The 20682-nt window shown below is 60.7% G+C and carries 25 protein-coding genes and 1 pseudogene; 16 read left to right on the top strand and 10 right to left on the bottom strand.

All coding sequences use genetic code 11. The annotated features are described in order from the left end of the window. A pseudogene (locus AC1D1Z_RS19295) lies at positions 1-82 on the top strand (ethanolamine utilization protein); the annotation flags it as partial. 15 nt (positions 83-97) lie between these two features. Here AC1D1Z_RS19295 and AC1D1Z_RS19290 read toward each other — a convergent pair. The 4 genes from AC1D1Z_RS19290 to AC1D1Z_RS19275 all read right to left on the bottom strand — a co-directional run bounded on the left by AC1D1Z_RS19290 (position 98) and on the right by AC1D1Z_RS19275 (position 3133). Beyond that, a complete protein-coding gene (locus AC1D1Z_RS19290) occupies positions 98-889 on the bottom strand; it encodes an aldolase (RefSeq protein ID WP_105005312.1) in 792 nt (263 codons plus the stop codon). A gap of 240 nt (positions 890-1129) precedes the next feature. Further along, a complete protein-coding gene (locus AC1D1Z_RS19285) occupies positions 1130-1534 on the bottom strand; it encodes a hypothetical protein (protein ID WP_477851594.1) in 405 nt (134 codons plus the stop codon). Between the two features lie 79 nt (positions 1535-1613). Further along, entirely contained in the window at positions 1614-2006 is a 393-nt protein-coding gene (locus AC1D1Z_RS19280) for a response regulator (protein ID WP_283186234.1), read from the bottom strand. A 74-nt stretch (positions 2007-2080) separates the two neighbouring features. Then, positions 2081-3133 carry a sensor histidine kinase gene (locus AC1D1Z_RS19275; RefSeq protein WP_477851593.1) on the bottom strand — a complete coding sequence of 351 codons (1053 nt, stop codon included), beginning with the start codon at positions 3131-3133 and terminating at the stop codon, positions 2081-2083. Positions 3134-3816: 683 nt separating this feature from the next. Here AC1D1Z_RS19275 and AC1D1Z_RS19270 point away from each other — a divergent pair. After that, on the top strand, positions 3817-4398 hold the full coding sequence (locus AC1D1Z_RS19270) for a hypothetical protein (RefSeq protein ID WP_283186236.1): 582 nt from the start codon (positions 3817-3819) through the stop codon (positions 4396-4398). A 133-nt stretch (positions 4399-4531) separates the two neighbouring features. Here AC1D1Z_RS19270 and AC1D1Z_RS19265 read toward each other — a convergent pair whose 3' ends face one another. After that, a complete protein-coding gene (locus AC1D1Z_RS19265) occupies positions 4532-5428 on the bottom strand; it encodes a LysR family transcriptional regulator (RefSeq protein WP_210165734.1) in 897 nt (298 codons plus the stop codon). A gap of 119 nt (positions 5429-5547) precedes the next feature. Here AC1D1Z_RS19265 and AC1D1Z_RS19260 point away from each other — a divergent pair, with 119 nt between their 5' ends. The 6 genes from AC1D1Z_RS19260 (at position 5548) to AC1D1Z_RS19235 (ending at position 8969) form a co-directional block, all read left to right on the top strand. Next, entirely contained in the window at positions 5548-6393 is an 846-nt protein-coding gene (locus AC1D1Z_RS19260; RefSeq protein WP_113542605.1) for a DODA-type extradiol aromatic ring-opening family dioxygenase, read from the top strand. Next, entirely contained in the window at positions 6393-6773 is a 381-nt protein-coding gene (locus tag AC1D1Z_RS19255; protein ID WP_018241093.1) for a glutathione S-transferase N-terminal domain-containing protein, read from the top strand. The genes AC1D1Z_RS19260 and AC1D1Z_RS19255 overlap by 1 nt, the downstream gene beginning before the upstream one ends. Positions 6774-6802: 29 nt before the next feature. Next, positions 6803-7201, top strand: a complete 399-nt coding sequence (locus tag AC1D1Z_RS19250; protein WP_105005317.1) for a DoxX family protein — start codon at positions 6803-6805, stop codon at positions 7199-7201. An 82-nt stretch (positions 7202-7283) separates the two neighbouring features. After that, positions 7284-8186 (top strand): NADP-dependent oxidoreductase, encoded by a 903-nt coding sequence (locus AC1D1Z_RS19245; RefSeq protein WP_477851592.1) that lies wholly within the window; start codon positions 7284-7286, stop codon positions 8184-8186. 178 nt (positions 8187-8364) lie between these two features. Beyond that, positions 8365-8763 (top strand): hypothetical protein, encoded by a 399-nt coding sequence (locus AC1D1Z_RS19240; protein ID WP_283186239.1) that lies wholly within the window; start codon positions 8365-8367, stop codon positions 8761-8763. 8 nt (positions 8764-8771) lie between these two features. Next, on the top strand, positions 8772-8969 hold the full coding sequence (locus tag AC1D1Z_RS19235; RefSeq protein ID WP_026188308.1) for a hypothetical protein: 198 nt from the start codon (positions 8772-8774) through the stop codon (positions 8967-8969). A 128-nt stretch (positions 8970-9097) separates the two neighbouring features. On the opposite strand, the gene AC1D1Z_RS19230 is transcribed toward AC1D1Z_RS19235, so the two are convergent. Further along, positions 9098-9673 carry a TetR/AcrR family transcriptional regulator gene (locus tag AC1D1Z_RS19230; protein WP_131605189.1) on the bottom strand — a complete coding sequence of 192 codons (576 nt, stop codon included), beginning with the start codon at positions 9671-9673 and terminating at the stop codon, positions 9098-9100. A 113-nt stretch (positions 9674-9786) separates the two neighbouring features. Between AC1D1Z_RS19230 and AC1D1Z_RS19225 the strand changes: the two genes are divergently transcribed. Together AC1D1Z_RS19225 and AC1D1Z_RS19220 are read left to right on the top strand one after the other, a co-directional pair. Then, a complete protein-coding gene (locus AC1D1Z_RS19225) occupies positions 9787-10575 on the top strand; it encodes an SDR family NAD(P)-dependent oxidoreductase (protein ID WP_128403242.1) in 789 nt (262 codons plus the stop codon). A 122-nt stretch (positions 10576-10697) separates the two neighbouring features. After that, the gene (locus tag AC1D1Z_RS19220) at positions 10698-11771 is read left to right on the top strand and encodes an alkene reductase (RefSeq protein ID WP_477851591.1); all 1074 of its coding nucleotides are present in this window, start codon (positions 10698-10700) and stop codon (positions 11769-11771) included. Positions 11772-12131: 360 nt separating this feature from the next. Here the strand turns inward: AC1D1Z_RS19220 and AC1D1Z_RS19215 are convergent, their stop codons facing one another. The 3 genes from AC1D1Z_RS19215 to AC1D1Z_RS19205 all read right to left on the bottom strand — a co-directional run bounded on the left by AC1D1Z_RS19215 (position 12132) and on the right by AC1D1Z_RS19205 (position 13403). Further along, complete coding sequence (locus AC1D1Z_RS19215; protein WP_283186241.1) at positions 12132-12548, bottom strand: GFA family protein; 417 nt, start codon at positions 12546-12548, stop codon at positions 12132-12134. A 64-nt stretch (positions 12549-12612) separates the two neighbouring features. Further along, positions 12613-13077: an SRPBCC family protein gene (locus tag AC1D1Z_RS19210; protein WP_047619438.1), complete on the bottom strand. Its 465-nt coding sequence runs from the start codon at positions 13075-13077 to the stop codon at positions 12613-12615. Further along, the gene (locus AC1D1Z_RS19205) at positions 13074-13403 is read right to left on the bottom strand and encodes an ArsR/SmtB family transcription factor (protein ID WP_018449519.1); all 330 of its coding nucleotides are present in this window, start codon (positions 13401-13403) and stop codon (positions 13074-13076) included. The genes AC1D1Z_RS19210 and AC1D1Z_RS19205 overlap by 4 nt, the downstream gene beginning before the upstream one ends. Positions 13404-13589: 186 nt before the next feature. Here AC1D1Z_RS19205 and AC1D1Z_RS19200 point away from each other — a divergent pair, with 186 nt between their 5' ends. Then, the gene (locus tag AC1D1Z_RS19200) at positions 13590-14114 is read left to right on the top strand and encodes a hypothetical protein (protein WP_246721488.1); all 525 of its coding nucleotides are present in this window, start codon (positions 13590-13592) and stop codon (positions 14112-14114) included. Between the two features lie 29 nt (positions 14115-14143). Next, positions 14144-14605 carry a hypothetical protein gene (locus tag AC1D1Z_RS19195; RefSeq protein ID WP_026231148.1) on the top strand — a complete coding sequence of 154 codons (462 nt, stop codon included), beginning with the start codon at positions 14144-14146 and terminating at the stop codon, positions 14603-14605. 75 nt (positions 14606-14680) lie between these two features. Here the strand turns inward: AC1D1Z_RS19195 and AC1D1Z_RS19190 are convergent, their stop codons facing one another. Then, the gene (locus AC1D1Z_RS19190) at positions 14681-15526 is read right to left on the bottom strand and encodes a dienelactone hydrolase family protein (RefSeq protein WP_446947738.1); all 846 of its coding nucleotides are present in this window, start codon (positions 15524-15526) and stop codon (positions 14681-14683) included. 758 nt (positions 15527-16284) lie between these two features. Here AC1D1Z_RS19190 and AC1D1Z_RS19185 point away from each other — a divergent pair. The 4 genes from AC1D1Z_RS19185 to AC1D1Z_RS19170 are packed head-to-tail and all read left to right on the top strand — an operon-like array spanning position 16285 to position 20673. Then, the gene (locus AC1D1Z_RS19185) at positions 16285-16521 is read left to right on the top strand and encodes a spike base protein, RCAP_Rcc01079 family (RefSeq protein ID WP_018449515.1); all 237 of its coding nucleotides are present in this window, start codon (positions 16285-16287) and stop codon (positions 16519-16521) included. Between the two features lie 21 nt (positions 16522-16542). Then, on the top strand, positions 16543-17016 hold the full coding sequence (locus AC1D1Z_RS19180; RefSeq protein WP_446965668.1) for a terminase small subunit-like protein: 474 nt from the start codon (positions 16543-16545) through the stop codon (positions 17014-17016). Continuing rightward, positions 16982-18553, top strand: a complete 1572-nt coding sequence (locus tag AC1D1Z_RS19175; RefSeq protein ID WP_477851590.1) for a terminase — start codon at positions 16982-16984, stop codon at positions 18551-18553. The genes AC1D1Z_RS19180 and AC1D1Z_RS19175 overlap by 35 nt, the downstream gene beginning before the upstream one ends. Then, positions 18553-20673, top strand: coding sequence for a hypothetical protein (locus AC1D1Z_RS19170; protein WP_477851589.1), 2121 nt, complete (start codon positions 18553-18555; stop codon positions 20671-20673). Before AC1D1Z_RS19175 ends, AC1D1Z_RS19170 begins: the two co-directional genes overlap by 1 nt. Positions 20674-20682 lie beyond the last annotated feature (9 nt).

The following is a 20682-nucleotide window of genomic DNA, read 5'->3' as shown; positions in this document are numbered from 1 at the left end:
AGCGGTGACCATCCGCTCGCACGAGGAGGGCGCGCTCACCGCCTATGTCACCTATCCGCATTGGCGGCCGGCACACGCGTAAACCGCGGTCTGCGGATCAGCGCTTGTATTCGGGCTCGCTGCGATCGAGTGCGCGCTTGACGGACTCCAGATGGAGCCGCGCCGACTCCGGGTCTCCCTCGCGCATTTGCCGATACGCCGCTTCGGCGATCTCGGGCGCGACGGCAAGGACTTCGCGTCCGGTCGACAGGGCGAGCGTCTGCACCTCGCAGGCGCGCTCGAGGTAATAGAGGTCGTCCCAGGCCTCGGCGATATTAGGTGCACAGACCATCACGCCGTGGTGCTTCATGAAGACGATGTCGGCATCGCCGATCGCGGCCGCGATGCGATCGCCCTCGCGCGCGTCGAGCGCCAGGCCGTTATAGTTGCGGTCGACGGCCGTGCGTCCATAGAATTTCAAGGCGGTCTGCCCGGCAAAGATCAGGGGATCGCCCTCCGTCATCGAAAGAGCGGTGGCATAGGGCATATGGGTGTGGAACGCCGCCTTGGCGCGGGGAACGTTTTTATGAATCCTGGCGTGGATGTAAAAAGCGGTGGCCTCGGGCTGACCGCTGCCCGACACGACGTTGCCGTGAAAGTCGCAGATCAACAGCATCGAGGCCGTCAGTTCGGCGAAAGCGTAGCCGTAGGGGTTGACGATGAACAGGTCGTCATAGCCGGGAACGACGGCCGAGAAATGGTTGCAGATCCCTTCCTCCATGCCGAGCCTTGCCGCCATCCGGAAGCAGGCTGCAAGATCGACGCGGGCCTGCCAGATGTCGTCCGTATCAAGTTTCGGCTGGTTGGGGCCGCCGGCGGGCGATGGGGCTGTGTTGAGGGAGTGCGCCATGGGGTCGTTTCAAATTGGTGTCGAGGGAGAGGGTGGCTATCTCTGAACTACGCCCGGATTGGCCTGGCATCAAGCCGGCTGGAGGCAAACATGGTTCGGTCATCTGCATATTTTGGGCCGGTACGCTGCTCGGCGGCTGCGCCTTTCCGTACCCGCGAGCCTGGAACGGTGGTCACCGCGAGTGAGCTATCGGCGCGGACCATCGGGACGGGTATGGATCCCAGGCTCAGGGCCTGGGACTTAGACACCGTTCTCTGGCGATTGCACTGCAAGGTAGTTCAGAGGAACGAGGCGGCTATGCAGATCGGGGCCGTCGGGTTGCCCCGGATCATAGAAGATGCCGTTATCGGCGTCATAGAGGATGAAGTGGTCTCCTTCGACATGGACGACCGCTACCCCGCAAACATCGCCCCAGCTCTCTGCCTTGCGTAATCCGCCGGTCTGCCAGCCCAACTCGGTCAGGACGCCGCAGAGTTCTGTCCACGTTGTGTAATGATTGGTCTGAGCGCCCCAATCGATCATGCCGGCAATCTGGTCGTAGGGTTTGCCCGTCAGCATCTGCAAGACGAAGACGCCGCAGCCAYCATCCCTTGGACATTGCGTGACAAATTGAAAGCGGACCCTGTCGGCTGCGGGTTGTGTCAATGTTCAGTTCCTCAGCGCTTGACCGAGACGATGGCGGTCGACGACGTCCCGATCATCCTGGAAGCTTGTCGAAAAACCCTTAACTTGCCAACTCGGTCGTGTTCCCGATCGACAGCAGATGAGCCATCGCATCGGTAATTGCGTGGTTGTCATAGGGTTTCGAGAAGGCCCTGCTTCCCGTGGGGAGATCGCTCTCTTTGAGGATGGCCGCGCCGGAGGCAACGATCAACCTGACAGGTGGCCACCGATCCCGGATATAATGGGATAGCTTGATGCCGTCCATCGTGCCGGGCATCTGAACATCGGTGAAAACCAGGTCGATGTCGTTTCGCGACTCAAGGATGCGAATTGCTTCATCGGCATCGCATGCCTCAAGCGCTTCATAGCCCGCAGAGAGTACCAGATCGACGGCACTCATCCGAATAATCGCGCTGTCTTCGACGACCAGGACGACCGCTTTGCCATATTTCATCGCTCACTCGGTCAATTTGGAGGTGTGAGCCTCGCAGGCTCCGATGGGATAGCGTTTCGCAAGCCATTCGGTTCCTAGGCGGCCRTAGAAATGTCGGTTCGCAAACCGGCGCTTTCCCGGTGGTTGATTGTGACGGCGGCGCCGGGACCCGCATCGCTCAACTGAATGTCGCCATTCAGGCTCTTTGCGAGCGCCTCCACAATGCCCGTCCCCAGGCCCGCCTTTAGTGCTTCGCGACCCGCAGGCATGCCGATGCCGTTGTCGGTAACGCAGAGAGTCCAGTCCTTGCCGGATGAGTGATAGTCGATGACGATTGCGCCCGGTCGTTCATCGGGAAAGGCGTGCTTGAGGGCGTTGATGACAAGCTCGGTCACGACAAGCCCCAGGCGAACGGAAACATCCGCTTCCACGGCGCTGTCGTCGACCATCACCAGAATCGAAAGCCTGTCGGGGTCGGCGATCATCGACGCGCCGAGGCTTTGGCAAAGCTGAGTGAAATAGTGACGGAGTTCAACCTTGCCGCCGTTGGACATGGAGAGTTGGCGTTGCAGGGCCGCGATCGACATGACCCGGTGATGGGCGTTGTGGAGATGCCCGCGCGCTTCCTCCGACTGGACCCGCCGGGCGCTCTGCATGAGAACGCTGGCAATGATCTGGAGGCTGTTGGCGACCCTGTGCTGGACCTCCTGCAGCAGGATGGCATTATCGCGAACGAGATCATCTTTCAGCCGAGCCTCGGCGCGCGCATCGGTCACGTCGGTGATGGCGAGCAGCAGGCGAATATGATCGATGTCGCCGTCGTCGAGCGTCCGTGCGTTGACGACCAGGTGCCGTGTCTTCTGGTTTGGCCGTTGAAAGTCGATTTCGTAAGCCTCGATGGTGGCGCTGCCCGAGGCGGTGGCCGTCAGCAGTGACGCAAGCTGGGGCATCGCCCATTCACCGTTTCCAATTTCGCTGAGGCTTTGGCCGCAAACCGTCTTGGGGTCGATGTCGAAGGCCCGGCAGAAGGATGCGCTCGCCGCGATGACCTTCTGGTCGTCGGATAGGTATAGCAACGGCTCATTGGACGATACCACCACAGCAAGCGTGCTCGCCGCTTCGAAACGCACTGTGGGTGTCTTTTGCATGGAGAGGCCCTCAAGGGCCGGAGACTCACGAAGCAAGTCATCACTCGGCAACAATACCAACCGGCCGGAAGGCTCAGCTGGACAAAAAGACTTTAACACGCGTGACGCGCAATCGCTTCATGCTAAATATCACGGGCTGCATGCCGGGCGACGCGCCGATTTCTGCAGCTTTAAAGGATTTAGGAATGCACGGTATCAACCGGGTTCGATATCAGAAATGAAGTGGGCTGCTATGTTTGCAGGCGAGAACCGCGGGCTTTTGAGGCCTCTGGTCGATCCCTTGACTCCCGGATGCGCGCCAATGATCGTTCCGCGCTTTCACACACGCCTCTCGCTTGCCAAGGATCTGGACAATCTTGGGATTTCCGCCGGCGACATGTCATGGTCCATGCCGCGATGAAGAGGGTAGGGCATCCGCTCAATGGTCCTGATGAACTGATCGATGCGCTTCGTGACGCCGCAGGTTTCAGACGCTCCGAGCAACAGGGTTTCTTATGATAGGCAACTCCTCGCAAAGTAATATCCGGAAACACACGGTACGATCCGATGCAGAAAAAGCGCGCATATGTGCCGCTAACAATGCAGACCTGTATCAGGCGATGTTCCGTGCCCATGGACTGCCTGATCAGCGAACCAGTGCGTTTTGGTCAAGCGATGCAATCGCACCTCCATACTATTCCAACATGACGACACTCGACCCGGACGCAACAGAGGAACAGCTGGTTGAAATCGGTCGGTTGATAGATCGGTTAGGATGGAGACCCGGTCTGAAAGATGGGTTTTCTAGGCTCGATCTTGTCAACAAAGGATTCCGGTTGTTGTTTTCCGCATCATGGATTTGGGCTGAACCTCACGGAATTGCAGCGCGTGCGCCTGAAGATTGGGCACGCATTCGCGATGCGGCGGCACTGGATCGCTGGGAACATTCCTGGAAAGAGTCTGGTAGCCAGACCGATGCCAACGTCTTCACATCGGCCCTGCTTTCCGATCCCAACATACATATCTATGGCCGATTGGCCGGCGATGGCTTTGATGCGGGCTGCATCCTAAATCGATCACCCGAGGCTGTAGGGATTTCCAATATCTTTAGCTTGACCGGGACGCCGCAGGCCTTCCGGGATGCCATTTCGTTGGCCAACATCGCCTTCTCACCCGATGTGCCGCTAGTCGGATATGACAGTGGCGCCGCGCTAAACGAAATGACAAAGTTGGGCTTCAGGTCGGTCGGCAAACTGAGGATTTGGCTATCTGACGACGGTTCCTAAGCGTCTTTCTCTATTCGCTCCCCAATAGCGTTGTTTAATGGGAGACCAACGCTACGCCCTCAACATACGGCTGCGGATCGGCAGGGCAGAGATTCCTATCGAAGGAATTGTCCGGTCGGGCGTTCTGCGAGCGTCAGAATATCTGTGGCGAGCGCAGCACGAGAAAATCGATGAAGGTGCGGACTTTGGCGGAAAGGTATTTCCGGCTCGGGTAGACGGCATGGAGCGTGTTGCTGATGCCGAGCGTCCCGGCAAGCACCACCTCCAGCCGGCCTGCTTTCAGATCCTCCTCCACCAGCCATTCCGGCAGGAAGACGAGCCCCATTCCCCGCAAAGCCGCCAGGTGCAGAAGCGTCTCGTTGGCACTCAGCAGCACATTGCGGAAGGTGACCTTGCGCCGGTCGTTTTGGCGGCCCAACAGCAGGCTTTCGCTGACATTGATGCCATTATAGCGAAGCAGCGCATGGCCGTTCAGCTCGGCGATACTCTGGGGTCGCCCGGCGCGCTTGAGATAGTCCGGCGATGCCATCAGGCGGAATTCTATCTTCGCCAATGGGCGCGCGACCAGACCCGGATCGAGCCGCTCGGACGACATTGCCCGCAGCGCAAGGTCAAAGCCTTCCTCGACCAGATTGGCGATCCGGCCGCTGAGATCCATATCCAGGCTGACATCGGGATAACGCTGGTTGTATTCGGCCAGAATATTGACAAAGCCTGAACTGGCCGCCCACACGGGAGCACTGAATTTGAGCGTTCCGCGCGGCGCGACCGTGACATTGCCGATCGACGCTTCCACTTCGTCGAGCCCTTCGAGCATCTGCCTGGTCTGGTTGAAATAAAGCGCGCCGGCTTCGGTAAGGGTGACACTCCGGCTGGTCCGGTTCAAGAGCCGGCTTCCCAGGCGCGTCTCCAGATGCATCACGTGTTTGCTCACCATCGCCGGCGACAGATTCAAACGGCCTGCTGCCGCGGTGAAGCTCTTCAGCTCCGCGACCAAGCAAAATACCCGCAGGCTCATCATCGTGTCCATGATCATCAACTTAGAGGAAATGATGCATGTTGGCAAAGCCGATTGATCAATCCAGGGAAAACCATGACAGTCGCTGACAAAGGCCAGCCGCAGCGGCGGTGCCGAAAAGGAATGGCGACGTGAAGACATCGAGACTGCCCACCTATTTCCTCAGCCATGGCGGCGGCCCCTGGCCCTATATGACCGGTGGCTTTCGCAGCAATTTCGACAAGCTCGAGCAATCCCTGATCGAGATGCGGGCCGAGCTTCAAGATCTGCCCAAGGCGGTGCTGGTCGTTTCGGGCCACTGGGAGGAGAGGGGCTTTGCCGTCTCTTCGGGCAGCAACCCGGGCATGGTCTACGACTACAACGGCTTCCCCGACTATCTCTATCAGATCAAATATGGCGCGCCGGGCTCCCCGGAGCTGGCGCGTCACGTGCAGGATCTGCTGCATTCCGCCGGCATCGACGCCAGGCCGGACCCCACCCGCGGCTTCGATCACGGCACGTTCAGCCTGATGAAGCCGCTCTATCCCAACGAAGACATCCCTGTGGTCCAGCTGTCGCTGGATGCCGGTTACGATCCGGCGCTGCATCTCAAGGTCGGCCGGGCGCTCGCGCCGCTGCGCGAAGAGGGCGTGCTGATCATCGGCAGCGGCCTCAGCTACCACAACCTGTCGGCCATACAGGGCACGGCCGGACATGGCCCCTCCCGTCAGTTTGACGCCTGGCTGCAGGAGACGCTGATCCGGTCGCCATCCGAAATGCGCACCGAGCGGCTTGTCGAATGGGAGAAGGCGCCCGCCGCCCGCGCGGCGCATCCGCGTGAAGACCACCTGATCCCCCTGATGGTGGCGGTGGGTGCGGCCGAGGACGAACCGGGCGCCGTCACCTATCACCAGAAAGACTTCGCCGGCGGCCTGACCGCATCGAGCTTCCGGTTCGGCGATGTCCCCTCTGCCCCTCAATCAAAAGGAGATGCGTAATGACCAGCGCAACGTTCAAACCGATCGTCTATCTCAAGGAAAACTGCCCCTTCTGCCTCAAGGTTCGCCTGTTCCTTCTGGAATCGGGACTGGCCTCGGACGTTGAAACCCGCGACTTCGTTCCCGACAGCGAGCAGGAGGCGAAGATCCGCGCCGAGCTTCAGCCGCATCTCGACAAGGTGAGCTTTCCCTCCGCGCAGCTTGAGCCCGGCCGATACGTCACGGAATCCGATGACATCGTTGCGTTCTTTGCAGCCAAGGCAGGCCGCGATCCGGCCGGCATGACGGTCTACCGCAACTATGTCGACGGCGTCTTCGCCATGTCGATGAAGCTCTGGAAAGAAAACCAGGAACTGAAGAAAGCGGCATCCGCCGCCTGATCTCCCATAACCAACATTGGAAAGCCTCGATGACCGATACCAGCAAATGGACGCCATACGTCCTMGCAATCCTGCGCATCATCACCGCGCTTCTCTTCCTCGAACACGCGACCATGAAATTCCTGCAATTTCCGGGTCCGATTCAGGGCGTGCCCTATCCGCTTCCGACCATCATGATCATCGCCGGTGCCATCGAGGTGATCACCTCGGCTCTGATGCTCGTCGGCTTTCAAACGCGCATCGCCGCTTTCATCGCCTCGGGCGAAATGGCGGCCGCCTATTTCATGGGCCACATGCCCTATGGCTTCTGGCCGGCGCTGAACATGGGCGAAGTCGCCATCCTGTTCTGCTTCATCTTCCTCTACATCGCCTTTGCCGGTGGTGGGGCATGGACGCTGGACACCGCGCGTCGTCCGGCCACGGCTTAACGGCGGGAACCGGCCGAGACCGGGCTGCCAGCCGGCAGCCTGGTCTCACGCCCAAGCGCGACGACAAAATCTGGAGACCACAATGAAAGCGGCCCTTCTCAAATCCTACGGCGATGTCGACCAGTTCGAAATCGGCGATATCCCGACGCCGAAGCCCGGACCGGGCGAAATCCTGATCAAGATCGAGGCATCCGCCGTCAATCCTTTCGACCTCATTCTCCGCCAGGGCTTCATGGCCAAGTTCATCCCGCTTCCGCTGCCGGCCGTGCTCGGGGGCGACGCAGCCGGCACCATCTCGGTACTCGGCGACGGCGTCACCGGTTTTGCGGTCGGTGATCGGGTTGTCGCCGATTTCGCGGCAAACGGCAAAGGCGCCCATGCCGAATATGGTGTGCTTCCCGCCACCTCCGTCGCCAAGCTGCCGGCTGGCCTGAGCTTCGAAGCGGGCGCGTCGCTGGTCAAGGCCGGGCTGACCGGGCGCCAGGCCGTCGAGGCGCTTGGCGTCAAGGCTGGCGACCGGGTTCTGGTCTCCGGCGGCCTTGGCACCGTCGGCCGTTCGGCCATCCAATATCTCAAGCAGATCGGCGCCCAGCCGGTGGCCGGCGTCCGTCCAGAGCGGCTGAGCGAAGGTCAGGCCCTGGCCGGCGAAGCGTTTGACATCACGCTCCCCGTCGCAAGCCCCGACTTTGCCTATGGGATCAGTGCCGCCGGCCCGGTGGCCGGCAATCTCATCGGCCATATCAGTGATGGCGGCACGGTCGCCAGCATCGTTCCGGTGCCGGAAGGCGCCAATGCCGCAGACCGCGTCACCATCCATGAACTCTTCCACCGCACCGACGCAGCGACGCTCGACGCGGTGCTGGATGCTGCCGTGCGCGGCCTGCTGGTCATCCCGATTTCCCATACCTTCACTCTGGAGGAGATCGGTGCGGCGCAGAATGCGGTCGCAGCCGGCGCCCAGGGCAAGGTCGTGCTCAAGCATTGAGGGTTCAAGACAGGGCCGGAGAATGGTGCGGATCTCTTGATCATGCACCATTCTCCGGCGGTTGCCCGAAAGGTCGCTCACAGCAAAACATCCGTCTTGACACTCTTCGCTATCAGAACATAATAAGAACATCGGCGCGGCGGCCGCCATCTGAAAACCGAAGATATGGAGAGCGGATATGCGTGAGCAGCCGATTTGCGAAGCCGTGGAAGATGATGCGTGGCCTGCAAGTGATGTAATGTGGCCGCCGGAGAAGGAGATTGAGGTCTCCGAGGCGCATGCAAGCCTGGTCAAGGCTGTGGCGGGGAGCCGCGGCGTGAGATTTTTCACCGCCTTCATCATCGACATCCCCAGCGATACCTATCTTGGCGATGTCCAGATGGCGATCGACGAGGCCGCCGGCGCGGCCTGTGGCATCCTGCTGACGAAGCATGTCACCGGCCGTGACGCCGCAACCGGCCAGCCGGTTCTGACCGAGGAGGCCACGCGACCGTTCAAGTTTCCCTGCAGCGAGGGCGTCGCGAAAGCCATAGCGAGCTTCTGCGGCAAACTCAAAATGGCGGGCATCTTCTCTTGAGCGCCGCCATGGAAGCCGAAACATCGTCGCGGCCGGTCGAAAATGAGCTTGCCGAGGTGGTCGCCTATCACAATGGCGATATGCGGGCCGCAATAGGCACGCTGCTGGAGGACGTCCGACATTTGCGCCGGCAGTTGATATTGGCAGAAGGCGCCATGGGCGGCGGCATGACCCGCGGCTGGCGGCCGAGCTACGATCGGGACTAAAATGCCCGAAATGGAGCTGGACGCTCAGCCGACGGCTGCCCACCTATGGCAGGTCGGCATCGAGGATCTTGGATCCGGCGATGGGATGACAACTGCGGCGGGGCACGGCCGCTGACCGTGGCATTTCCTCATTCGGCTTTTGCCGGTGTCGAAGCAGGTCGGTCGGCTCCGTCATCGATCCAGGCCAGCGTCTCCGTCAATATTTCCTTCGACAGGGCGGGATCGACTATGACGCGAGCGAGGATCGTTGCCCCGACCATCGCCGACCAGTTGGCGATTGCCCGGCGTCGGCGGTCGGCGTCCGGCCCTTCGTCCTTCTCGCTCATCCAGTCGATCTGCGCCCGCACACCCTCCGTCACCGCCGCACGGGCCTCAGGCGTCTGGCGCAGCGTGTCGGCGGCAAGTCCGGAAATCGGGCAGCCACCGGCCCTGTTGTCGCGATGGCGCGGCGACAGGTACTCTTCCATATAGGCGCCAAGCGGGAGTGACGCGCCATTGCGCTGGCCAAGCGCATGCGCGAGCGCCTGGACGATCAGGTCGTCCTTCGAGCTGAAATGACCGTAGAAGCTGCCATGCGTCAGGCCCGCGGCCTTCATCACTTCGGCAACGCCGACGGCCTCGAATCCTTTCTCCCGAAACAGCCGGCTTGCGACTTCCAGGATCCTTTGGCGGTTTTCGGCCATCTGCTCACGGCTGATTTTCATGTTGAGATTTCTCCCTCTCTGCCATTGACTTTTTTATGATAGCCATCACTTTAAACCCGTAATTAGGATCGTCATCATAATTATATAACGCTCATTCGAAAGAGAACAAGACAATGACTGACACTCCCACCGTCCTCATCACCGGCGCCTCCTCGGGTATCGGAGCGACCTATGCAGACCGTTTCGCCCGTCGTGGGCACAATCTCGTACTGGTCGCGCGCAATAAGGCAAGGCTGGAGGCTCTCTCGGCGCGACTTCGCGAGGAAACCGGCGTAACGATCGACATCCTGCAGGCCGATGTCACCAAATCCGATGAGCTTGCGGCGGTGGAAACCCGCCTGCGCGACGATCATCGGATCGGGATTCTCGTCAACAATGCCGGCACGAGCCTCGAAGGCACGTTCGTCAATCAGCCCGTCAATGATATCGCCCAGCTGATCGCGCTCAACGCGACGGCGGTTGCCCGCCTTTCCAGCGCCGTTGCGCCACGCTTCGTCGAAGCGGGCTCGGGCGCCATCATCAACGTCTCCTCGGTCGTCGGACTCGTCCCGGAATTCGGAATGACGGTCTACGGCGCCACCAAAGCCTTCGTGACCTTCCTTTCCCAGGGACTCAGCCTCGAACTCGGTCCCAAAGGCGTCTACGTCCAGGCGGTCCTGCCGGCGGCGACACGGACGGAGATCTGGGAGCTTTCCGGCATCGACGTCAACACGCTCTCCGGCGTGATGGAAGTGGGCGAACTAGTGGACGCCGCCCTGGCAGGCTTCGACAAGCGCGAGCCCGTCACCATCCCGCCGCTGCACGATGCCGGCCAATGGGACGCCTATCAGTCTGCGCGCCAGACGATGATCCCGGGCTTTTCGCAGTCTGAGCCGGCAGAGCGCTATCGCGCCGCCTCGTAGCGCTTCCCGCGGAAACGCGCCGTCACCACACAGGCTGTGTCGCAAGGCCGGCCTGTGCCGAGTTCCGGCGCGAAACTCCGAGATGTAACAGAGACCCCCGAAATCCTGACGAAAGAAACGAAATGACTGACAAAGCAGTTTTTGAACCCTACACACTCGGCGCGCTGACGCTGGCGAACCGGATCGTGATGGCGCCCTTGACCCGCAACAGAGCCGGCGCCGGCTTCGTGCCGGGCGATATCGCCGCGACATATTATGCCCAGCGGGCGACAGCCGGCCTGATCATCTCGGAAGGCGCGCAGATTTCGCAGGAAGGGCAGGGCTACCAGGATACACCGGGAATTTATACGCAAGCCCAGATCGACGGCTGGCGGAAAGTCACCGACGCGGTGCATGCCAAAGGCGGACACATCTTCCTGCAGCTCTGGCATGTCGGTCGTATTTCGCATGTCGATCTGCAGCCGAATGCGCAGGCGCCGGTCGCGCCATCGGCCATCAAGGCCGAGACCAAGGTCTTCGTGAACAATGCCTTCGTCGACGTGTCCGAACCTCGCGCGCTCAAACTGGATGAGATCCAGGCCATCATCGCCGATTTCCGTCGCGCCGCCGCCAACGCGATTGCCGCGGGCTTCGATGGCGTCGAAGTCCATGGCGCCAACGGTTACCTGCTGGAACAGTTTGCCAAAGACGGCTCCAACACCCGCACCGACGCCTATGGCGGCTCGGTTGAACATCGCGCCCGGATGATATTGGAAGTCGCTGCCGCCGTGGCTGCCGAGGTCGGCGCCGAGCGGACGGGAGTGCGGATTTCGCCGGTCAACAGCGTCACCTCGAGCGATCCGCAGGCGCAATTCAACTATATCGCCGAGAAGCTTGGCCAGATGGGGATTGCCTATCTCCATGTCGTCGAAGCTGGGCGCGGCGGGCCCAATGAGGCTGCTGCCTTTGACTACGCGGAGCTCAGGGCCAAGTTCGCAAACACCTACATTGCCAATAATGGCTACGACCTCGACCGCGCAACGTTGCGATTGACGGAGGGCGCGGCGGATCTGTTCTCGTTCGGCCGGCCATTCATCGCCAATCCTGATCTCGTCGAGAGACTGAAGACCGCTGCTCCGCTGGCGGAGGTGAACCCGGCGACCATCTATGGCGGCGGCGCCCAAGGCTATACCGACTATCCCTCGATCGCCGCGTGACGCGCGCGTGATGCACCGGCGCCGTGCTGCTGCACGGCGCCTTTTCACCATGCCGAATGGGGGAGGCGGCGGGGCTAAGAACGCCCTTGCCTCAGGTTTCACCAGGACGCGCAGGCCGATGCGAATTTCTGCATTGCCAGCTGACACCGTCCGCCAGCTTTAGATGTTTAGACGCCGGATCATGTTCATTGGTGGGGCAATCGCCCGCATTGGCTCGACCTGGCCGAGCCGATCGCGCGTCTTGCCGGAAATTGAACTCTCCTGGCATCGTCTAGGTCAGCTCAGGTGAGTATCGGATTCACTGACACACGGCGATCCAGCCGTCGATCGCACCATTTTGCCAGGGCCGCTGCCCCAACTCTACATCGGCGGCATCGTCTCGAATTCCGGCACCGCCGGATCGACCCGGTCCCAGGCGAGGCCGCGCAGCGTGTAGGTCACCATCTGCGGCTGGTATCGGGTGGGATCGTCGAGGCTGGCGGCGTGAATGGTGAAGAGATCGGGCATGGCAGAGAAGGTCAGATAGACGGGCGCGCCACAGGCGGGGCAGAAGCCGCGCGTCTTGACGTTGCCGCTGTCGGCGACCATCTCCCAATGCGTCGCCTGGCCCTCGAGCTTCACCGCCTGCCGGCTCGGGAAGGTCAGATAGGATCCGTGCCCGGTGCCGCTGGTCGCCTGGCAATCGCGGCACTGGCAGTCGTTCATCGCAATCGGCTCGGCCGAGATTTCATAGTGGATCGCACCGCAGGCGCATCCGCCGGTGTAAGGCTTGCTCATATCTCTCTCCTGATGAAGCGCTGCCGAATAAAACGCTGCGTCGGCAAGCGCGATGTCGGTCGCCTCAGTCCGTCTCGCCGACGATGGCGCCGATGTTCTTCACGACCTTCTTCCAGCCTTCGCCCATCTTCTGGAAGGCAGTTTCATTTCTCGGCAGAACGAAGCCGGAATGGATGAGGCGAAGCCGCGTGCCGGCTTCGACCTCGGACAGGATGAAGGTGACCACGGTGTTGAGCGGGGAGCCGTAGCCGGCGTTTCCCTCATGCCCGCCTTTCCAGGCATAGGAGAGACGCTCGTTCGGCTTCACTTCCAGCACCTGGCAGTGAATGGTGCCGTCCCAGGCGCCGGCGGGCGTCGTCTGGTAGGTGAAGCGTTTGCCTTCCACGGGCTCGAAGCCCGCCGGCATCATCAGCCAGCGGCCCATCAGATTGGCCGTGGTCAGCGTTTTCCAGATCGTCTCCGGCCGATGCGGGAAGACCTCGTCGACCACGATCTCTTGCGTGTCGGGCTTCAATGCGGCGTCGCTCATGGATCGATTTCCTTCAGCAATGTTCTGAGATTGGCAAAGCGGTCGCGCCAGAAGACGCCGTAATGGCTCATCCAGTCGACAAGGGGCTCCAGGCCTTCCGGCTCGGCGCGGTAATAGACCTTCCGCCCCTCGGGGCGCTCCGCGACCAGGCCCGCCTGCTTCAGCGCCTTGAGGTGCTGCGAAATGGCGCCCTGCGTGACGCTGCTTGCCCGCGTCAGTTCGACGACGGTGATTTCGTCTGAATTGACGATCTGCTCAAACACGGCCCGCCGCGTGGGATCGGCAAGGGCGCGCATGACGGCGGTGATGGAGGCGGCTTCGATCATGAGGAAATCAATAGCCTATGCTAATTGATGAGTCAAGGCTAATTTGTTTTGGTGGGAGATTGGTCGTGGCACGTTGGCCGAAACGCACGATTAGAGTCTGACATCGCCGGCGCCACCGCTTTGTTTTCTCCGGCATCCGAACTACGGTGCCGTTGGCGTTGATGACGATGATTTGGGGATGGTCGAGTGCGTTTCTTTGCAGCTTTGGTGATTGCGATCCTGTTGAGTGGGGAGGGGGCGGTTGCGTGCACTCTCAATGATACATTGAAGCTTTGCGTGTTGAATGGCCGAAGCCTGGCTGCCCTGCACAGCGGCGTTGATCGAGGCGATTGGACCGTTGAAGCGCCTTCTTCTCCCGTCAACTCGACCTCTGAGCCTCGAACCGGCAGCGAGCAATATACGATGCCGAGCGGACTGCGGTTCGCCATGTATTATCAGGAATACCGAAACCTCTTTTCTGCCACCTGCTCGCTCGATTATTTTGGCGTCTTAGCGGCGGATCGTTCGGAGGATCTGCGTTGTTCGAGCGCTGAGTTCGAAGCCTTCGAAGCTGGACTCTCGGCAGCCTCGTTGGGTTCTGTCACGAAGGACCGCAAGGAAAGCGGCATGGCCTATTTGATCGAGGGTGAGAATACGTGGATGACGGTCGTCGTCGTTGGTAAAGACCTGTTGAATATTTGGGTCGAGACGTCAGTTCTCAAAAAACCGTAGAATAAGCCGCGGACGTAGAAGGCGGAAAAGTGACCAAGAAGAACCTTAGCAAACCGCGCTTGGGAAAACACAGCTCCGACACTCCATCGGTCAATCCGTTCACGCGGAACGCACTCTCATCGGATCTGACGTGGCTGCCGGATATGATGGCTGTTGGAGAGCCACCGCTTACCGCTGAAGTCTATATACCGGCCTATCTCGCAGATCCCGGCGAATGGTATTGGTCGACACTTTTGCTTCACGATCCGAGCGAAATCGTCTTGAAACGCGTTCTCGCCATTATCGAGCAAGCCCAATTACCCGGCCACGAGGAAGCGCTCGGCCAATTGGGCGCCGGCCCGCTCGAAGACATGATGTCCGATGAATTGATGGATCATTTGCAACATTGGCTGCCGTTCACGCCTGCCATGCGGTATGCGCTCGGTCAGGTTCGAATGTCTAGCGAACCTCCTGCCTTGCAACAGCGTCTCAATGCTATGTTTTTGCGGTAGTGCTCTCGGTAGCGGGCATGGATCCCAGGCATCCAGGCCCGGGACGGGGATGCTACAGCGGACAGACTTCGGGCTCTAGTTCGACAGGTACGTTTGAAGGAATGTGCGAACGCTGCGGATGGATTTTCCTGCGGCGTCTGGATTGTATTTTTCGATGTGACCAAACACCCGCCGTCCCACCTTAAACTCCGGGGCATCAAAATCGTGGTAAGTGCCCTTGTAGACATTCAGCTCGATGGGCGGGCCATTGTCACTCAGACGGGCAAGCCTCTTCTGGCATCGGTCAGCCGGGCTCCAATTGTCTCGTTCGCCGCTCAAAATCAGGGTCGGCACCGTCGCGTCACCCTGACTTGCCGCGCAGAGGGGATAGTAGGCAACCGCTGCCTTGAATTTGTGGTCCATAAGCTGTTCGTTGCCTTCGATTTTTGTTCCTTCCAGCGTCGCCGTGCCGCCGGTTGAAAAGCCCATCAAGGCAACGCGCCTGATATCGACAAAGCTGTGTTTCGATAAAAAATTCAAAGCCCCATAGGCGTCGAAGAGGCGATCGGGGAGAGAACCCTGGCACGTGTCCTTGATGTTGCGGGTAGTGAAGCTATCGACGACCAACACGACGTAACCCCACGAAACCAGCCGTTTCGGCCAAAGGTCTTTGACGCTCAACCGCATGCCCTCGCATCCATGCAGGAGGACGACCGCCGGGAAGGGGCCATCACCCTCCGCGCGGGACAAATATCCCAGCAGGGGTGTGCCTTGCGGTTGAGAAATAATTTCTCCCTGTTCTCTAGCCTTGCTTATTCGAAACGGGCTGAGCTTTACGGGCGCGCTTTCGAAGTGAACCCGTTCGTCGGCATCAGCCGGGTTTCCAGCGAGCGTGACGCTGAGAAAAGCGATAAAACAAAGAAAAAGTCTCGTGGTTTTCACTGAACTTCTCCGCTATTTGATCAACAGCCTGCTCATTGTACGCCGGACCTGAAGGCTCGCAAAGCGGGTAGGCGTTCGGCTGCCGATTGGGTCGGGCAGATTATCTGCGCGCTGCGGTCAGAAGCGCTTGATCACCCCCTGGCAGGTCGTTTATGACTACCGTAAATCCAGGCTGCGAGATTTGAATCCAGAGGGGATGTCGGCCACGTCGGCACCGCCGCCGACCAACGATGACATGCCGAACCAGATCGCGAGACCGGCCAAGACCACGCTGATCGAGCCATAATATTCGTCAGCATCACGGATGCCATCACCTCGGATTTGCCACACAGCCTACCCCTTGAGCCGAGGACCCATGTTGGCCTCTACCAGCAGCGGGCATAGATCCTCGGCTCAAGGCCGAGGATGACGGAGGTCGGGGAGCGCGTTTTGCCAAATCCGTCGTCGGTGCGGGGTAGAGTAATCTGGCGCCTACTTGATCGAGCAGGCTTGGTTTCGAACTGGCGCGCGAGCCACAATCAGCCCTTGATCACCCCCCGGCAAATCAGTTAATACTACCGCAAATCCAAGCTGCGAAATTTGAATCCCGATGGGATGTCGACGACCAAGTCGGCGCCGCCCTCCGACCGGTGTGTCTGTCACCGGCCAGCTTCCTCAGAATTGATCCCCCATCCTTTTCTGCCTGACCTCTCATCTTCGATCACATCGGGATCGAGCCGTGTCGGCATGGAAACCCGCCTCTTCCAAGGAGAACTGCAATGGACCCTTCGATTGCTCCGGCCTCCCGGGCAGCGGCGGTAACGCCGAACGATACCGCCATCGTCGGAGCCCGCGCGCTTTACATCGGCACGGCCGGTGATGTTGCCATTGCGCCGCGTCGTGACATGGATCCTGTCATCTTCAAGAGCGTGCCGGCTGGAACGATCCTGCCTGTTCATGCCGCCATCGTGGCGCTGACCGGGACCACCGCATCCAACATCATTGCGCTGTTCTGAGCCTTCCAGAAGCAGCGCCCCATGGGAAGACCGACCAAGTTCAGCCAGGCGCTGGCCGAGAAGATCTGCGAGCGCATTGCTGACAGGGAAAGCCTGCGGTCGATCTGCCGGGATGAGGATATGCCGTCAAAGTCGACCGTGCTGTCCTGGCTCGCCGACGACGATAAGGCGGCCTTTCGGGCGCGGTATGCCCTGGCCCGCGAGATCCTCGCCGACGGCTTTGTCGACGAGATGGTCGAGATTGCCGACGACCGCAGCAATGACTGGATCGAAAAGAAGAATGCGAGCGGCGAGACCACCGGCTGGCAGGAGAATGGCGAGGCCATCCGGCGTTCGCAGCTCCGCATCGCCACCCGCCAATGGGTCGCCGAGAAGCTGAAGCCGAAGAAATACGGTTCCAAGGTCGAGCCCGACCAAGGCGTCGTAACCGGCGAGGTTTCGCAGTTGCTGGAAGATATCAATGGCAAGACGCGCGGACTTCCAAACGGCGGTTGACCAGTTTTCCGACTGGCGCTGGCGGCTGAACAATCTCTATTGGATCACCGACAAATCGGGCAAACGCGTCAGGTTCGAGATGAATTGGACGCAGATGACGTTTTTCGAGCAGATGCATTACCTCAATGTGCTGCTGAAAGCCCGCCAGCTGGGTCTGACGACCTTCATTCAGATCTTCATGCTCGATGCCTGCGTCTTCAACCGGGATATCCGCGCCGGCACCATTGCCCATACGCTGGGCGACGTGCAGACGATCTTCAGGGACAAGATCAAATATCCCTATGACAATCTGCCGGATGGTATCCGCACCGCCGTGCCTGTCGTCAGAGCCAACCAGACCGAACTGCTGCTTGGTAATAATTCGAGCATTCGGGTCGGAACCTCGCTGCGGTCGGGAACGCTGCAATATCTCCATATCTCCGAATACGGAAAGCTTTGCGCGAAATATCCCGACAAGGCGAGGGAAGTCCGCACCGGCGCGCTGAATACCGTGCAGGCCGGCCAGCTGGTCTTCGTCGAAAGCACGGCGGAAGGCCAGGAGGGGCATTTTTATACGCTCTGCGACGATGCCCAGGTCAAGCAGCGCCAGGCGGCGAAACTGACCGAACTGGATTTCAAGTTCCATTTCTTTCCCTGGTGGAAGGAGCCGCAATATGCGATCGCGCCGGAAGGCGTCATCATCACTGATGCTTTCGTGAAATATTTCCAGCAGCTGGCCGAGCAGGGCATCACGCTGACCGACGGGCAGAAGGCCTGGTACGTCAAGAAGGCCGAAACCCAGCTCGGCGACATGAAGCGCGAATATCCCTCGACGCCGGCCGAAGCGTTCGAGGCGAGCGTCGAGGGCGCCTATTACGCCGATCAGATGGCGGTCGCCGACGCCGAAGAACGCATCGGGGTCTTCCCGCATGTGGAAGGTTATCCCGTCCATACCATCTCCGACATCGGCATGGACGATACCAACAGCGTCTGGCTGTTTCAGGTGCTGCCCGGCCGGGTGAGGATGATCGGTTATTTCGAGCACACCGGCACGGGCATGGACGGCATGCTCGACGAGCTGGAGCGGCGCGCCGGAGAGCAGGGCTATGTCTATGGCGTGCACAACATGCCGCATGACATCAAGGTCAGGGAATGGACGCGCGGCGGCATGACCCGCATCGAAGTGATGCTGAAAGAGGTCAAGGCCCGCGATCTCGGCACGGTCCGCAAGATCGAGCGCGCCTATGTCCATGACCGCATCAACGGCACGCGGCGCATCCTGGCGAAGATCGAGTTCGATCAGGCCGGCTGCATCCAGGGCATCAAATGTCTGCGGAATTACCGCAAGGACTGGGACGAGGATTTGAGCGTCTTCCGCGACGAGCCCCTGCACAACTGGGCTTCGCACGGCGCCGACGCTTTCGGGGGTCTGGCGATCATCTTCACCGGATTGGCGCCGGAACCCCTGAAGCCGCAAGTGAAGAGACTGCCGACCTTCCAGACGATGACCTTCAACGAATTTGCCGATTCCACCCCTAGACATAGCGAGCGTGTTTGATGGAAGACGAAGCAACGGCTCTGGGGGGCGGGGAGCAATGGGACCTGGCAAAGGTTGGCGCCCGTTGGCAGCAGGAGCTCGAGCGCGCGCAGCGCTATTTCAAATCCTGGCATGACCGCTGCGTCAAGATCGAGAAGATCTATCTCGATCAGCAGTCGGATCAGACGAGTGCGGCCAAGCGCCGATTTCCGATGCTGTGGGCCAACACCTCGGTGCTGCAGCCGGCCGTCTATGCCAGGGTGCCGCAGCCGGTCGTCGAGCGCCGCTTCAAGGACGCCGAGCCGGTGGCGCGCATGGCCTCGGAACTGGTCGAACGCAATCTTGCCTATATGGGCGACGAGGCCGATGTCGATTCCATCATGCGGGCGGTGCGCGATGATTTCCTGCTCTGCGCCCGCGGCACGRTGTGGCTGCGCTATGAGGCCGATTTCGAACCGCTCGACATGGGTGTCCAGCCTTCCGACCCGCCGGCGAATGGTGGTTTCCCCGAGGGTCTCCTCGGCGGCCTCCCCGGCGGCATGGGCGACAATGGCGGCGCTCCGTCTGAGGTGATCAGCGACGAGCGTGTGTGCATTGATTATGTCCACTGGTCCGACTTCCTGCACTCGCCGGCGCGCCGCTGGAAGGATGTGACATGGGTGGCGCGACGCGTTCCGATGACCGACGAGGAGATGGAGAAGCGCTTCGGCCCTGATGCGATGGCGTCGCTCCAGGCGCAAGGCGCCGGCAGCAACAAGGGCAGCAGCCAGACCGAGCGGGCCGAGAATGAGGGCAAGACCCATGTCTGGGAGATCTGGTGCAAGAGCGAAAACTATACCGTCTGGATCGCCGACGGCGCGCCGGTGGCGCTCGAAGTGTCGGAGCCGCCGCTGGATCTGACGCACTTCTGGCCGTGCCCGCGCCCGGCCTATGGCACGATGTCGACGAGCTCGCTGATCCCGGTGCCCGACTATGTCTATTATCAGCAGCAATGCGACGAGATCGATCTGCTGACCAAGCGTGTCAACAAGCTGACCGATCAGCTGCGGCTGAAAGTGTTCTACCCCTCCGGCGACGGCGCAATCTCGCCGGCGATCGAGAAGGCGATGCGGCCCGAAAACGATTCCGTCATGGTGCCGATCCCGGAATGGGCGGCTTTCACCGACAAGGGCGGCTCGAAAGCCATCGTGACGCTGCCGATCGACGAGGTGCAGAAGGTCATCATCGCCTGCATCCAGGCCCGCAAGCAGCTGATCGAGGACGTCTACCAGATCACCGGCATCTCCGACATCGTCCGCGGCGATACCCAGGCGTCGGAGACGGCGACGGCGCAGCGCATCAAGAGCCAGTGGGGCTCGATCCGCATCCGCGACCGCCAGTCGGAGCTTGCCAGGTTTGCCCGTGACATCATCCGCCTTGCCGGCGAAATCATCTGCGACCAGTTCCAGCCGGAAACGCTGATGCTCGTCAGCGGCATCAAGCTGCCGACCATGGCCGAGAAGCAGCAGGTCCAAATGCAGATGCAGCAGATGCAGATGGCGGCGCAGCAGGCCGCAGCTCGTGCCCAACAGATGGGTCAACCGGCACCGCCGCCGCCGCAGATGCCGCCACAGCTTGAGCAGATGATGCAGCAGCCGACGATCGACGAGGTCGTGCAACTCTTGCGCAATGACAGCATTCGCGGCTTCCAGATCGATATCGAAACGGATTCGACGATCGAGCCCGACGAAGACGCCGAAAAGCAGCGCCGGATGGAATTCGTGCAGATGATCGGCGGCTTCCTGCAGCAGGCCGGCGCCATGGCGCAGCAGAACCCGATGCTGGTGCCAGTGATGGTCGAGACACTGCTCTTTGCCGCCCGCGGCTTCAGAGCCGGCCGCCAGCTCGAAAGCACGCTGGAGCAGGTCGGCGCCCAGCTCTCCGAGGCGGCCACTGCACCAAAACCGCCGCCGGAGCCGCCGGCCGAGCAGATGATCAAGCTGAAAACGGCTGAAGTGAAGGCGGGTGCGGAACAGCGCAAAGCCGAGCTTGGCGTCGCGCAAGCCGAGATCGAGCATCGCGCCGTGATGGAACAGGCGCGCGGTGAGGCAGCGGCGCAGGCCTTGCAGCAGTTCCAGGCGCAGCAGCCGGGCTATCAGTGAAGTTGCGGG

The sequence above is a fragment of the Rhizobium sp. P1_E1 genome, from assembly GCF_056406015.1.
The sequence above is the reverse complement of the archived record's forward strand: the minus strand, read 5'-3'. Positions and strand labels throughout refer to the sequence as shown.

What these genes read in the sequence shown, in the direction of transcription:
- AC1D1Z_RS19290 (WP_105005312.1), bottom strand. Translation starts at nt 889, where the DNA reads ATGGCGCACTCCCTCAACACAGCCCCATCGCCCGCCGGCGGCCCCAAC.
- AC1D1Z_RS19280 (WP_283186234.1), bottom strand. Translation starts at nt 2,006, where the DNA reads ATGAAATATGGCAAAGCGGTCGTCCTGGTCGTCGAAGACAGCGCGATT.
- AC1D1Z_RS19270 (WP_283186236.1), top strand. Translation starts at nt 3,817, where the DNA reads ATGACGACACTCGACCCGGACGCAACAGAGGAACAGCTGGTTGAAATC.
- AC1D1Z_RS19265 (WP_210165734.1), bottom strand. Translation starts at nt 5,428, where the DNA reads ATGGACACGATGATGAGCCTGCGGGTATTTTGCTTGGTCGCGGAGCTG.
- AC1D1Z_RS19255 (WP_018241093.1), top strand. Translation starts at nt 6,393, where the DNA reads ATGACCAGCGCAACGTTCAAACCGATCGTCTATCTCAAGGAAAACTGC.
- AC1D1Z_RS19245 (WP_477851592.1), top strand. Translation starts at nt 7,284, where the DNA reads ATGAAAGCGGCCCTTCTCAAATCCTACGGCGATGTCGACCAGTTCGAA.
- AC1D1Z_RS19240 (WP_283186239.1), top strand. Translation starts at nt 8,365, where the DNA reads ATGCGTGAGCAGCCGATTTGCGAAGCCGTGGAAGATGATGCGTGGCCT.
- AC1D1Z_RS19235 (WP_026188308.1), top strand. Translation starts at nt 8,772, where the DNA reads ATGGAAGCCGAAACATCGTCGCGGCCGGTCGAAAATGAGCTTGCCGAG.
- AC1D1Z_RS19230 (WP_131605189.1), bottom strand. Translation starts at nt 9,673, where the DNA reads ATGAAAATCAGCCGTGAGCAGATGGCCGAAAACCGCCAAAGGATCCTG.
- AC1D1Z_RS19225 (WP_128403242.1), top strand. Translation starts at nt 9,787, where the DNA reads ATGACTGACACTCCCACCGTCCTCATCACCGGCGCCTCCTCGGGTATC.
- AC1D1Z_RS19220 (WP_477851591.1), top strand. Translation starts at nt 10,698, where the DNA reads ATGACTGACAAAGCAGTTTTTGAACCCTACACACTCGGCGCGCTGACG.
- AC1D1Z_RS19215 (WP_283186241.1), bottom strand. Translation starts at nt 12,548, where the DNA reads ATGAGCAAGCCTTACACCGGCGGATGCGCCTGCGGTGCGATCCACTAT.
- AC1D1Z_RS19210 (WP_047619438.1), bottom strand. Translation starts at nt 13,077, where the DNA reads ATGAGCGACGCCGCATTGAAGCCCGACACGCAAGAGATCGTGGTCGAC.
- AC1D1Z_RS19205 (WP_018449519.1), bottom strand. Translation starts at nt 13,403, where the DNA reads ATGATCGAAGCCGCCTCCATCACCGCCGTCATGCGCGCCCTTGCCGAT.
- AC1D1Z_RS19185 (WP_018449515.1), top strand. Translation starts at nt 16,285, where the DNA reads ATGGACCCTTCGATTGCTCCGGCCTCCCGGGCAGCGGCGGTAACGCCG.
- AC1D1Z_RS19180 (WP_446965668.1), top strand. Translation starts at nt 16,543, where the DNA reads ATGGGAAGACCGACCAAGTTCAGCCAGGCGCTGGCCGAGAAGATCTGC.
- AC1D1Z_RS19175 (WP_477851590.1), top strand. Translation starts at nt 16,982, where the DNA reads ATGGCAAGACGCGCGGACTTCCAAACGGCGGTTGACCAGTTTTCCGAC.